This is a genomic window from Permianibacter aggregans (genome assembly GCF_009756665.1).
GTDB lineage: Bacteria > Pseudomonadota > Gammaproteobacteria > Enterobacterales > Permianibacteraceae > Permianibacter > Permianibacter aggregans.
In genome coordinates this window covers 1,553,340-1,566,337 of record NZ_CP037953.1, presented here as the reverse complement: position 1 = coordinate 1,566,337, position 12,998 = coordinate 1,553,340, and the positions used below count along the sequence as shown (strand labels likewise).

The 12,998-nt window shown below is 56.1% G+C and carries 12 protein-coding genes and 1 pseudogene; 2 read left to right on the top strand and 11 right to left on the bottom strand.

All coding sequences use genetic code 11. The features are described 5' to 3' along the window. Positions 1-25: 25 nt before the first annotated feature. The 4 genes from purH to E2H98_RS07225 form a co-directional block, all read right to left on the bottom strand. Positions 26-1,597, bottom strand: coding sequence for a bifunctional phosphoribosylaminoimidazolecarboxamide formyltransferase/IMP cyclohydrolase (purH, locus tag E2H98_RS07240; protein ID WP_133588434.1), 1,572 nt, complete (start codon positions 1,595-1,597; stop codon positions 26-28). A 121-nt stretch (positions 1,598-1,718) separates the two neighbouring features. Next, on the bottom strand, positions 1,719-1,994 hold the full coding sequence (gene fis / locus E2H98_RS07235; RefSeq protein ID WP_133588436.1) for a DNA-binding transcriptional regulator Fis: 276 nt from the start codon (positions 1,992-1,994) through the stop codon (positions 1,719-1,721). Between the two features lie 4 nt (positions 1,995-1,998). Next, positions 1,999-3,009, bottom strand: coding sequence for a tRNA dihydrouridine synthase DusB (dusB, locus tag E2H98_RS07230; protein ID WP_133588438.1), 1,011 nt, complete (start codon positions 3,007-3,009; stop codon positions 1,999-2,001). A gap of 110 nt (positions 3,010-3,119) precedes the next feature. Next, positions 3,120-4,811: a DUF3426 domain-containing protein gene (locus E2H98_RS07225; protein WP_133588440.1), complete on the bottom strand. Its 1,692-nt coding sequence runs from the start codon at positions 4,809-4,811 to the stop codon at positions 3,120-3,122. Between the two features lie 23 nt (positions 4,812-4,834). Between E2H98_RS07225 and E2H98_RS19450 the strand changes: the two genes are divergently transcribed. After that, positions 4,835-5,596 (top strand): hypothetical protein, encoded by a 762-nt coding sequence (locus E2H98_RS19450; RefSeq protein WP_157591289.1) that lies wholly within the window; start codon positions 4,835-4,837, stop codon positions 5,594-5,596. Between the two features lie 25 nt (positions 5,597-5,621). Here the strand turns inward: E2H98_RS19450 and E2H98_RS07210 are convergent. The 3 genes and pseudogenes from E2H98_RS07210 to hppD all read right to left on the bottom strand — a co-directional run. Continuing rightward, a pseudogene (locus E2H98_RS07210) lies at positions 5,622-5,729 on the bottom strand (MJ0042-type zinc finger domain-containing protein); the annotation flags it as partial. Next, entirely contained in the window at positions 5,726-6,622 is an 897-nt protein-coding gene (prmA, locus tag E2H98_RS07205) for a 50S ribosomal protein L11 methyltransferase (RefSeq protein ID WP_133588442.1), read from the bottom strand. The gene prmA and the pseudogene E2H98_RS07210, both read right to left, overlap by 4 nt. 616 nt (positions 6,623-7,238) lie before the next feature. Further along, on the bottom strand, positions 7,239-8,279 hold the full coding sequence (hppD, locus tag E2H98_RS07200) for a 4-hydroxyphenylpyruvate dioxygenase (RefSeq protein ID WP_133588444.1): 1,041 nt from the start codon (positions 8,277-8,279) through the stop codon (positions 7,239-7,241). A 194-nt stretch (positions 8,280-8,473) separates the two neighbouring features. Between hppD and E2H98_RS07195 the strand changes: the two genes are divergently transcribed. Then, positions 8,474-9,373: a LysR family transcriptional regulator gene (locus E2H98_RS07195; RefSeq protein ID WP_133588446.1), complete on the top strand. Its 900-nt coding sequence runs from the start codon at positions 8,474-8,476 to the stop codon at positions 9,371-9,373. Here the strand turns inward: E2H98_RS07195 and E2H98_RS07190 are convergent, their stop codons facing one another. From E2H98_RS07190 to E2H98_RS07175, 4 genes are all read right to left on the bottom strand, one after another. Beyond that, a complete protein-coding gene (locus tag E2H98_RS07190; RefSeq protein ID WP_133588448.1) occupies positions 9,374-9,937 on the bottom strand; it encodes a hypothetical protein in 564 nt (187 codons plus the stop codon). A gap of 103 nt (positions 9,938-10,040) precedes the next feature. After that, positions 10,041-10,226: a hypothetical protein gene (locus E2H98_RS07185; RefSeq protein ID WP_133588450.1), complete on the bottom strand. Its 186-nt coding sequence runs from the start codon at positions 10,224-10,226 to the stop codon at positions 10,041-10,043. A 10-nt stretch (positions 10,227-10,236) separates the two neighbouring features. Further along, on the bottom strand, positions 10,237-10,626 hold the full coding sequence (locus E2H98_RS07180; protein WP_133588452.1) for a hypothetical protein: 390 nt from the start codon (positions 10,624-10,626) through the stop codon (positions 10,237-10,239). 251 nt (positions 10,627-10,877) lie between these two features. Continuing rightward, positions 10,878-12,998, bottom strand: a complete 2,121-nt coding sequence (locus E2H98_RS07175; protein WP_133588453.1) for an EAL domain-containing response regulator — start codon at positions 12,996-12,998, stop codon at positions 10,878-10,880.

Here is a 12,998-nt window from a genome sequence, read left to right as displayed (position 1 = left end):
CACGGGTTTTTTCGATTGACACCAGTTAGTGGCGGAAGTGACGCATGCCGGTAAACACCATCGCCATGCCGTGCTCGTCGGCCGCGGCAATGACTTCGGCGTCGCGCATCGAGCCGCCGGGTTGAATGACGCAAGCAATGCCATTCTTGGCGGCGTTATCGATGCCATCGCGGAACGGGAAGAAGGCGTCGGAAGCCATCACGGCGTTTTGCACGGCTAAACCAGCGTGTTCAGCTTTGATCGCGGCGATACGGGCCGAATTGACCCGGCTCATCTGGCCGGCACCAATGCCGACCGTCTGACGATTTTTCGCGTAAACAATCGCGTTCGATTTGACGAACTTGGCGACTTTCCAAGCGAATATCAGGTCGTGCATTTCCGCTTCAGTCGGTACGCGCTTGGTGACGACTTTCAGATCCGCTTCGGTGATCATGCCGTTGTCACGGTCCTGCACCAGCAAGCCGCCGTTAACGCGCTTGTAGTCAAACCCTTGCGCGCGCACGCTGTCCCATTCACCGCATTCCAGCAGTCGCACATTCTGTTTGACGGCGACGACTTGTTTTGCGGCATCGGATACTTTCGGGGCGATGATCACTTCGACAAACTGACGTTCGACGATCAGTTTTGCGGTTTCCGCATCGAGCTCACGGTTGAACGCGATGATGCCGCCGAACGCGCTTTCCGGATCGGTGGCGTAGGCGAGCTCATAAGCCGCGCGAACACCATCAAGGCTGACGGCGACACCACAAGGATTGGCGTGCTTGACGATGACGCAAGCCGGTTTCACGAAGGATTTCACACACTCCAGCGCGGCATCGGTATCGGCAACGTTGTTGAACGACAGCTCTTTGCCTTGCAATTGAATGGCGGTGGCAACGCTGGGTTCGGACGGATTGGCTTCGATATAAAACGCCGCTGACTGATGCGGGTTTTCGCCGTAGCGCATGTCCTGCTTTTTGATGAACTGGCTGTTGAACGTACGCGGGAAAGTTTCGCGCTCACCAGTTGCTTTGGTGGCGCCGAGGTAATTGGCAATCATGCCGTCGTACATCGCCGTGTGTTCGAAGGCTTTGACCGCCAGATTGAAACGCTGCGCAAAGTTAAGCCCGCCATTTTTCAGCGCGACGATGATATCGCTGTAATCACCGGCGTTGACGACAATCGCGACGTCTTTGTGATTCTTGGCTGCGGCGCGCACCATCGTCGGGCCGCCGATATCGATGTTCTCGATGGCATCGGTCAACGTGCAATCCGGTTTCGCGACCGTTTGCGCAAACGGATAGAGATTGACGACGACCAGATCAATGGCGTCGATACCATGATCTTTCATGACCGCGTCATCGGTGCCGCGGCGACCCAAAATACCACCATGCACTTTCGGGTGCAGGGTTTTCACCCGGCCATCCATCATCTCCGGAAAACCGGTGTAGTCGGACACTTCGGTGACGGCAATGCCGTTTTGTTGCAGCAGTTTGAACGTGCCGCCGGTGGACAGCAATTGCACGCCGAGCGTGCTCAGCTCACGGGCAAATTCAACAATGCCGGTTTTGTCGGAAACGCTCAGCAGCGCGCGGCGGATCGGGCGAATATCAGTCATGGTATGGGTCTGTTGCGAGTCGGTGAGAAGAACATTCAAGGCGGATCGGTGAACGGGGCAGGCCGATGCGCCGGCATCCGGAAATTTTTGACGCTGCCCGCAGGCAGCGTCCACTCAAACATTACAGATCGTATTGCTTCAGTTTTTTGCGCAGTGTGCCACGGTTCAGCCCCAACAGATTGGCGGCCTTGGTCTGGTTGTTGCGCACCTGCTTCATGACCACTTCCAGCATCGGTGCCTCGACTTCTGCGAGCACCAGGTCATACAGATTATTCGGCAGTTCGCCTTCGAGATGATCGAAGTAGTTTTGCACCGCGCGCTGCACGCTTTCGCGCAGAGTCGGTTGCACCACCGGAGTTGTGGAGGAAACGGCTTTGTCCACAATGAAGTTTTCCATAATCTTAAGCTGCCTTTTGTTCAGAGTTACCAGTTAACGTGGGTTCCGTTTGCTGACATTGCTGCCAGAAAGCGGTGAGCCGACGGCGTTGTTCGCCGGCGTCTTCGATTTGATGAAACTGCGCTTTGAACGCTTCACCACCGGGGCGACCTTCGAGGTACCAGCCGACGTGTTTGCGGGCAATGCGCAAGCCCTTGTATTCGCCGTAAAACGAATGCAACTGGGCCAAGTGCCGATCCATGACGTGCTGCACTTCCTCCAGCGACGGTGGCGGCAAGCGTTCACCGGTCTCAAGAAAGTGCTGAATTTCGCGGAAGATCCACGGGTTGCCTTGCGCGGCGCGGCCGATCATCAAGGCATCGACTCCCGTTTGTTCGAGAATCTGTTTGGCTTTTTCCGGTGAGTCGATATCGCCGTTGGCGATGACCGGAATGCGCACAGCTTGTTTCACCGCCGTAACGGTCTCGTGCTGGGCAAAACCCTTGTAAAGCTGGTCGCGGGTGCGACCGTGCACGGTGACCAGCGTGGCGCCGGCGGCCTCGGCCATTTGTGCCAAGCTCACGGCGTTGATCAGGTCTGGTTTCGGGCCGGTGCGCATTTTCACCGTCACCGGGATATCGACGGCTTCAACGACGGCACGAATGATGTCTTGTGCCAGCTTCAGATCAGCCATCAGCGCCGAACCGGCATACTTGTGGCAGACCTTTTTCGCCGGGCAACCCATGTTGATATCGATGATCTGGGCGCCGCGTTCGGCATTGAAACGGGCCGCTTCGGCCATCCAGTCAGGGTCGGCGCCAGCGATTTGCACGGCCCGCAAACCCGACTCACCGGCATGGTCCATCCGGCGCTGGGTTTTTTCGGTATCCCAGAGCGCAGGATTGGCTGAAATCATTTCCGCTACCGCCTGGCCGGCACCGAGATCGCGGCAAAGCTGCCGGAACGGGCGATCGGTTACCCCCGCCATCGGCGCGAGCCATAGCGCATTCGGTAACTGATACGGGCCAACTTGCATCGGTGTCTTAACTATTCAGCGGGGGCGTTTCAGAAGGGGGGCGCATTATACCCGCGCTGGCGATTTTTTCACCATGCGCGGGCGGGAATGATGACAAATTTTCGGCTTGATTATTTCGCCGGCTTGGGTTCCAGAAAGCGGAATTCGTAGCCGGTGACCGCGTCCGACGGCGAGCGCACGATGAACGAGACATGCACCGGAATGTCCATCGGCATCATCGGCTCTTCCGGCATCTCGCGCAGGTATTCGTTCGGCGCGAAACGGTCTTCGGCGACCACCTTGCCTTCGATATTGGTGAAGCGCAGCATCAGGTCCGGGTAGGGCTGATCGAAGCCGGCCTGATTGACGATCAACAAATCGATTTTCAGCTTGCGGGCGTCGTCGCGTTCCTTGATCACGCTCTTCTGCTTGATGACGATTTTGTTGATGTCGCGTTTTGGCGGCAGTTCACAGCCAACGATCTCACAAGCCGATTCGATCAACGGCCCGAACGTCGGGTCGTCGCGCATTTCGACACGCTGACTCCAGAGGTATTGCGCTGCCAATACGGTGCCGAGCAGCAATGCCGCCAACGTCCACAACACCGCCTTCCACGGGAAGCGACGTTGTTGATGTTGCGAGAGGGCGTGATCAAAACTGTCATGACCCATCGGTTCCAGCGTCCAGCTGTCATCGAGCGCCAATGGCTCGCTAGCGGTGGGTTTGCGTAACGCGTCAGCGATTTGTTTCGCTTTCGGCCGGCTTTTCGGCAGCGGATTAGTGATATCGACGGTTTCCACGCGTGAACTCGGGTCGACCCAGTTCGCATCGGTTTCACCGAAGTCGACGATTTCCACCGGTGGCGGAGGCGTCTCTGCCGTGGGGATTTCTGCTTCTGGCGGTTCGGCTACTGCTTCATCGCTGGTCGATTCCTCGGCATCACTTTCCGTCGCGTCGATTGGCTCGTTGGCCTCAAGGTAATCTTCGTCAGCAGCGTCTGGCTGGCTTTCTTCTACCGCGAACGCCCGGCTTGGTTCGGATTCCGATTCCAGACCGTTGTCGTCATCAAACACTGGCTCATGACGATCACGACTGGGACGCAATAAATCCCAGTCGTTCTCCGGCGGCGTTTCCGGTTCATCGAGGGTATCTTCTTCGTCCACCGAAGGCTCGGCTTCCGTCGAGTCCGTTTCCGGATCATGGATATCCAGATCAAAACTTTCCGGTTCAAGCGCCATGTGCTGTTCCGGCGTTTCGTTTTGTTCCAGGGATTCCAGTTCATCAAGTTCGTCGGCGCGCAGATCCGGCAGCTCGGCGTCCAGATCGATGCTCTCGATTTCCGGCACGGCCGCAGACGGCGCATCACGATGGACAAACGCTGGTCCTTGTTCGGTTTCGGCCGGGGTCAGATCCAAGGCTTCCGCCGGTGCTTCCGAAACCAGGGCCTCATCGTCAAATTTCGCCTCAAACGCCAATTCGCTTTCATCAAGGAAAGGTTCGTCAGTCGTCTCGGATACCAAGGCTTCAGCATGACGCGAAGGTGTGAATTCGATGTCGTGCTGACCCGGTGCATCCAGGCTTAAATCAATTTCATCGACTTCCGGTTGGTAATCGGCATCGGCTGGTTGCGGCTGTTCCTTGGTGGTAAACGAGCTCAACCAGCTATGTGAACCCTGGGCGGTCTCGCGGGCCGATTCGGCCAAATCCACTTCCGGGTCATCGTTGATCCACAGTGGTTCATCGTCGATCTCCGGTTCGGGTTCAGGTATCGGTGCAGGCGCCGGAACAGGCGCCGACGCGGCAGGTTTGGCAACTTTCGGCAACGGCGAGTTGGCAAAGACTGCGAATGGGTCATCCGACGCAACCGGCGGAACTGGAGCCGGAACTGGAGCCGGAACTGGAGCCGGAACTGGAGCCGGAACTGGAGCCGGAGCTGGAGCCGGAACTGGAGCCGGAACTGGAGCCGGAACTGGAGCCGGAGCTGGAGCCGGAGCTGGAGCCGGAGCCGGAGCTGGAGCCGGAGCTGGAGCCGGAACTGGAGCCGGAACTGGAGCCGGAGCTGGAGCCGGAACTGGAGCCGGAACTGGAGCCGGAACTGGAGCCGGAACTGGAGCCGGAACTGGAGCCGGAACTGGAGCCGGAACTGGAGCCGGAGCTGGAGCTGGAGCTGGAGCTGGAGCCGGAACTGGAGCCGGAACTGGAGCCGGAACTGGAGCCGGAACTGGAGCCGGAACTGGAGCCGGAACTGGAGCCGGAACTGGAGCCGGAACTGGAGCCGGAGCTGGAGCCGGAGCTGGAGCCGGAGCCGGAGCTGGAGCCGGAGCTGGAGCCGGAACTGGAGCCGGAACTGGAGCCGGAGCTGGAGCCGGAACTGGAGCCGGAACTGGAGCCGGAACTGGAGCCGGAACTGGAGCCGGAACTGGAGCCGGAACTGGAGCCGGAACTGGAGCCGGAGCTGGAGCTGGAGCTGGAGCTGGAGCTGGAGCTGGAGCTGGAGCTGGAGCTGGAGCTGGAGCTGGAGCTGGAGCTGGAGCTGGAGCTGGAGCTGGAGCTGGAGCTGGAGCTGGAGCTGGAGCTGGAGCTGGAGCTGGGCCGGCTTTCGGCCTGACCAGGTGTTGCTTGGCTAGAAATACATGCAGGCAGGCGCCGCAGCGAACTTTTCCTTCAGCAAGCTGTAGCTGGGCAGCACTGAGACGAAAAACCGTCTGACAGTGCGGGCAGCGGGTATAAAAATCGGTCATGTCACATCCGTGAAATTGCGCTTGCCGTCAATGCGTATCCAGTCTTCATGCTGGCTGACCGCAAGACTATCAAACCAGGGCTGATAGCGCGCAAGTAATTCGTCGGCCTGTTCGGCCAATAGTCCGCTGAGTACCAGCGCTCCACCCGGCTTCAACACCGTGGCGAAAAGCGGCGCCAGTTGCCGTAATGGTTCGGCCAGAATATTGGCCAGAATCACGTCGCAGTGAAAACCTTCGGCCAGCGGCGGCAACTGAATATCGATTTGGTCGGCGGCAATGCCATTGCGCTCGGCATTTTCGCGGGTGGCAATCAGCGCCTGCGGATCATTGTCTAGCGCGGTCAGTTTGGCGGCACCAAGTTTACCGGCTGCGATTGCCAGAATGCCGGATCCACAACCAAAATCGAGTACATGCTTGCCGCTGAGATCGGCGCTATCAAGCCATTCCAGGCAGAGCCTCGTGGTCGAATGGGTGCCGGTGCCAAAGGCCAGACCCGGATCGAGCAGCAGCGGCACCTTTGCTTCTGCCGGAATGGGTCGCCAGCTCGGGCAAACCCAGAGCTTGGTGCCGAACGGCATCGGCTGGAAGCGGTCCATCCAGGCCCTTACCCAATCCTGATCGGGCACCGCCTGAAAGCGGGCGTGGGCGCCAGCAGGCCAGGCTTCATCGGCCTGAATTGCGGCCAGCGTCGCTTCCCGGTCGATGTCGCTGTCGAACAACGCGGTCAACACAATCTGTTGCCAGAGCGGCGTTTCGCCGGGGCCCGGTTCCAGTATCGGCTGATCTTCAGCGTCTTCCAGCGTCACGGCCAACGAGCCGAACTCCATCAGCAATTCATCGAGCGCTTCGGCTTGAGTTTTGTTGACCTGAATTTTCAGTTCGATAAACGACATGGTGAAATCCTGACGCGCGCCGCTTGCGGCTCGCGTTCCCCTTTCATGGCCGCCAATCAAGGCGGCCACCCTGCGGGCGGCTACGCCGTGCAAATTCGCTCCCGGCGAATTTGTCCGGGCGCTTCGCGCCACCCTCTCCCACAAGGGGGAGAGGGCTGAAAGGATTACGTCGCTTCGCGACTATTTGTTTGTGAAGTGGCGCGCACGTTACTGCAAGGGCTAAATCATGACAAGCCGCGCGAAATGTGAATCTGTACAAAAAGCTACAAACTGATACCAAATGATCATTGAATGAGGGGCGTTCAGACGTTGTAATGCCTTCCAGCGGCCAACGTCACGTTTGCATGGTGGCGACCAGTGGATGGTCACGCTCGGGAAAGCAATTTTGACGTTGGCTGCTGCCAAAGCCTCTTTTTAGAGTCGCTTTGGGGTGTGCACCTCGCTGTTGTTCATTTCGATGAGTAACAGCTTTCAGGGAACCTGGTTTTCAGGTGGTTCGCGATTGCGAGGGCCGTTACCCAAAAGGTAACGGCCCTTTTTTCGTTTGCGTTTTTCACCAGATGAATTTTAGTAAAAAAAAGCCCGCGATAACGCGGGCTTTTTTATTCGGTCAGGCTTAGATCACGCCACGACGTTCCTGATCTTTTTCAATCGAGCGGAACAGCGCGCCGAAGTTGCCTTCGCCGAAGCCAAGGTCATTCTCGCGCTGGATGATCTCGATAAAGATCGGGCCGATGATGTTGCGAGTGAAGATCTGCAGCAGGTAACCGTTCTCGTTGCCGTCAACCAGCACTTGATGCTTGCGAATCCGCTGATGATCTTCTTTGACGTTCGGCACGCGGTCGAACACTTCTTGATAATACTCATCGTCGATATCCAGCGTTTCGATGCTGGTGCCGACCATTTTGTCGAGCGAGGCCAGAATATCGCGGGTACCGAATGCCAGGTGCTGTACGCCTGGGCCATCGTATTCACGCAGGTACTCGGCGATCTGGTCGCGATCGTCCTTGTTCTCGTTGATTGGAATGCAGAATGAGCCATCCGGCGAACGTAGCGCATATGACGTCAGGCCGGTTTTCACGCCTTTGATGTCGAAATAACGCACTTCATAAAAACCGAACACGTTCTGGTAAAAGTCCGACCATTTTTGCATCGTGCCTTTGTGCACGTTGTTGGTCAGGTGATCGACAAACAGGAAGCCTTTGTCCGGCTGGTTTTTCGGGTTATCGAGCGCAACGAAATCGGTGTCGTAAATCGTGCCTTTCGGGCCAAACTTGTCGATGAAATAAATCAGGCTGTCGCCAATGCCGTAAATCGCCGGATACGGCAAATCTTTATTGGTGTCATTGGCGGAACGGGCACCGCGGCGCACCGCTTCGTCATGGGCGAACTGAGCGTCGTCAACGCGCCAGCCCATTGAGGAAATGGCCGGGCCGTGCTTCTTGGCGAAATCACGGGTGAAGCCTTCTTTCTCATTGTTCAGCAGGAACTGGATATCGTTCTGTTTGAACAGCACGATGTCCTTGTCTCTGTGGCGACGGACTTTCGAAAAACCGAAATCCCAGAACAGCTTTTCCAGTTGCTCATTGCTCGGGCCAACGAATTCGGTGAATTCGATGCCGCGCAGGTTCAAAGGATTGGGCATGTTCTCGTTCATTAACAGTCTCCGGATCGGTAAGCAGAAAGCGGAAGGCTAGAAAGCCCGCGGTACGCACGCTGAACAAGCATGGACCATTGGATGCGCCGGCTCGGCGCGGACCGCTGTCAGATATGAAAGATATAGCTTAAGTAGCCCGAATCATCAAAAAAAGCATATTATTCCGTTAATGCCAATCGAATAAGCAGATAAAGATGAGCGTTGACCTGGAATCCTTAAAAGCGCTGGACATGGTGATCTCGGAGGGGAGTTTCGCCAAGGCTGCTGAGCGCCTGCACAAAGCCCAATCAGCCGTCAGTTACCAGATCCGCAAGCTGGAACAGGCATTGAACCTCGAGTTGCTCGATCGCGCCAGTTACAGGGCGCAACTGACCCCGGCCGGCGAGGCGGTGCTGGCCGAAGGCCGCAAGTTGCTGGCCAATGCCGGCCAACTGGAAGCCCTGGCGCATTCGTTTGCCAGCGGCTGGGAACCGAGCCTGATGGTCATCATCGACGGCATTCTGCCGTTGAATCCGATTTTGCTGGCGCTGAAGCAGATGGCCGATGCCCGGGTGCCGACCCGTATTCAGGTGAAAGTGGAATTTCTCTACGGCGTGCAATACCGCTTCGAAAAAGATCAGGCGGACATCATGCTGGTGAAAGACTACGAACCGCATCCGCTGTTGAAGTCTGAAGATCTGCCAACCATCGAATGCATTCTCTGTGTCGCCAAAGACCACCCTTTGGCCAAGCAAGTGGATATCAGCCTCTCTGAGCTGCAATCGCATATTGAACTGAGCGTGCAAGACTCCAGCGACCGTGGCGATGACCGCCATATGTTTGGTGGTGAACGGGTGTTCCGCTTATCCGGCTTTATCGCCAAAAAAGACGCGTTGCTGATGGGATTGGGGTTCGGCTGGATGCCGAAATTCCTGATTGAAGACGAGCTGGCCAGCGGTGAATTGGTTGAGGTGAAGTATCGCGAAGGCAGCCGTTATGAGTTTACCCCACGCCTCGTTAGTCGGGTCGACCGAGCCACCGGCAAGGCTTCACAGAAGCTGACCGAGGCGCTGAAGCAACATATCGCCGCGCGCCACGGTCATAGCGTCAGTTAACTACTCGTCGTCCGGTGCTTGGTCGTCAAACGTTTCGTCTTCGCCGTCCGGATCAATACCAATGCTGGTCCACAGCTCAGTGTTGAACGCAATGATCTGATCCAAATTGTCGTGAACGAACTTCATGTTCTTTTCGCCGTTGCCTTTCGGTGGCGTCAAACTCATGCCCATATGATCACGCATCATTTTGGCCCAGATCTGATAATAGGTAATGGTGCGTTCAATCACGGCAAATTGGCGAGTACTCATGCCATTTACCTTGATGATGCCGAATAACCCCTTTTGCTCGAAGAAAAGATGGGTGTCGTCGATAGACTTTAGTACCGGGTAATCCTGTCCGCCTTTTTGCAGCACATCCAGAATCGGTACCACACCATCTTTCTCGGTGAACATCAGCTTTTTGATTTTCTGGTATTCGGACAACAGTTTGGGGTTCAGTTGCAGCTGGTTCATTTCCGCCTGGTCGGCACCAGAAACCTGAAACGGGTTACCAGACATGCCCGTGTTGGCCTGAAGATGGAATGCGGCAAAAAGCGTTATGCACGCAAGCAAAATCCGTTTCATCGAATATGACTCCGTTGTCGATAGCAGAAAGCCGACGCGGATTTTACTGGCTCGGCGTGAACAATCCGTGAACGGAATCATGTTACTGGCACGCGATAAGTATTCAGCGTGCTTCGATTTTCTGTTTGCCGCAGCGTTCGCAGCGATAGGCGGTAACCAGCTTACCCTGTTTGACATCGAACTGATTCGCCGTCACTACTTGCCATTTATGAAAGCCTTCGCGACACAACGGACTTTGGCCCTTGTTGCGTTGCTGTTTGGCTTTTTTGAAGGAAACGACGTTGGACATGGCGGTAAGTTTACTGGCGAATCAGTGTGGCCTTGAAACGCGGTTTGCCGTCGCGCTCAAGATAATAGGTCAATTCGGTGCCCTGCTCGTTCAGTGATAGTGTCCAGACATTGGTGGCCGCCGCCGGGATAAGCGAAGCCGTGTAGGCGTCAGCCGGAAACGATTGCTGTAAAGCGCTGCCGCTATCGCTGGCCAAGCCACCGTACATCGTCACGTCGTCCGGTGTGCCGTCCTCATGTCGGTGATCATGTTTCAACTCCAAGCGTCCTTGCTGCCAGCGCAGCAGCCAGGTACGCGAACGATCTTCGCCAACGGAGAAAGGAATGCGAATTTCTTCAGGCGTGCAGTGCTTCAACGTGGCACGTAATTCCTTGCCGGCGAACGGATCAGTTTTGTCCATAGGGAACGCGGTTTGCCCGGAGAAACTTGCCCCGCACAATGTCGTTAGCCGCTGAAAGAATTGTTGCTGCGCGGTCAGTGGTGCAGCACCATCGGCCAATACATTTGCGCCACTAAATGTGAGTAGTAGGGCAAGCATCAGATGAGGAATGTTTCGCATGGCAAAGTCGCAGATGAAAGCGTGGCGCAGAGTATACGTCAACGAGCAGCAGTCCGCTGCCACATGAGCCCAATGGCCCAGTCGGCTTATGGTTAAAGTTTCTCGAAGTCGAGCTTGGCTGGATACTGTTCCGCTTCCAGCACCGGTAATGCTTTCGCGAACAGAAATCCCTGCACGCAGTCGCAACCAATTTGCTGTAGCCATTGCAGTTGCTCTGTGGTTTCCACGCCTTCCGCGACAACCTCAACGTCCAGGCTGTGACTCAAGGCAACCAATGCCTCGACGATGGCCGCATCTTTTGGCGACACCAAGGCGTTGGCGATGAAGGTGCGATCAATTTTCAGCGTGTCAATTTCGAACTGACGCAGATAAGCCAAAGACGAATAGCCGGTGCCAAAATCATCAATGGCAATTCGCACACCTTTCTTGCGTAGTGCCTGCAGCACGCGCTGACTGTGCTCAATATCATTCATCAGCGAGCTTTCGGTGACTTCCAGTTCCAGTTGGTGGGCGAACAGTTGATGCTCGTCGAGCAATTGGAAAACCAGATCGACGAGCTCGCTTTGGCCAAACTGCCGTGCAGAAAGGTTTGCCGACAACACCATGTCTTGCGGAAAGGTGTTACCCCACAAGCGGCGCTGATGGCAGATTTTCTCAATCACCCAACTACCAATGCGTGTGATCAAACCGGTTTCTTCCAATAGCGGCACAAATATTCCCGGCGAGACCAAACCCGCCTGATGATGTTGCCACCGCAGCAAGGCCTCGAAGCCTCGCAGTGTTCCGTCGCGCATCATGATCTGTGGTTGGTAATGCAGGACGAATTCTTCGGTGGCAACCGCCTGACGCAAACTTTCTTCCAGCATCAGCCTGGCGCGTGCCCGGCCATTCATCGCGGCGGTAAAGAAGCGGTACTGACCTCGACCTTCGGACTTGGCTTGATACATGGCCATATCGGCGGCTTGCATCATGCCGTCGACATTTTCCGAACAGTCGGGATAAGTCGCAATGCCAATGCTGGCGCTGACGGCTAATTTCAAGCCTTGAATTTCGATCGGTGTGGCCAGTGAATCCAAAATTTTTTCGGCGATGCGCGCGGCGTCTTCTGGTGTGTCCATGCTGTCGAGCACGATCGTGAATTCATCACCGCCCAATCGCGCCACGGTGTCGTAGGCGCGCGTGCATCGCCGCAATCGATCGGCCATCACACATAACAATTCATCACCGGCGGGATGTCCCAGTGTGTCGTTGATGCGCTTGAATCCGTCAAGGTCCAGGTACAGAACGGCCAGCGGTTTATGGGCTCGACCACTGCGCGAAAGCGAGGCCTGCAACGACTGCAAGAAACCATGACGATTGTATAGACCCGTCAAGGTATCCGTGACCGCCTGCTTGACCAACTGCTCCTGCAGTTTTTTCGGAATGCGATTATCCAAAAAGACGACGACGAGTCCTCGATGCGGCGCTGGTAGTGGCGCACAGCTCAGTGTGACCGGCAATTCCTGTCCTGATGGAGTAAACAATTGGGCGTCATGCGCGCGATAAGTCAGCTTCTTACGCCAGTGCTGAAAAAAGACGCTGTTCTCCCAGGCAATGATATTGCTATCGGGTGCGATGGCCAGGTGATGAAGCTGCTCGCCTTCGAGTGAATCCAGGTCGCACTGCAATAGCTCGCAAGCAGCAGGATTGGCATAACGAATCGAACCCTGTTCATCGACAACCAGAATACCTTCGGCAGCGGTGCTCAGAATCGCTGCGTAGTAGGAACGTGCTTCATCAAGACTGCGGTTCATGACCGACAAACAACGGCGTGACAGCTGCAACTCTTGCAGTACCGCCACTTTCTTGCGCAGCACCTCGGTATTGAATGGCTTGTAAATGTAATCAATGGCGCCGTGCTGGTATCCGCGCAGCATATTGCGTTCATCGGGCTGCGTTGCCGTGATAAACAAAATGGGGATCTCCCGGGTGCGCGGATTGGCTTTCATCAGTCGCGCCACTTCGTAGCCATCCATACCCGGCATTTGCACATCCAACAACACCAAGGTGATGTCATGTTCGAGTAACAACGACAACGCTTGTTCGCCGTCTTGTGCTTTCAGAATGATGCGTTCGTTGTCATTCAGCACTGCTTCCAGACTGACCAGATTCTCAGGTCTGTCATCGACCAGCAACAACGTCGGTTTTTGTTTCAGTTCCAATGCTTGCAACAT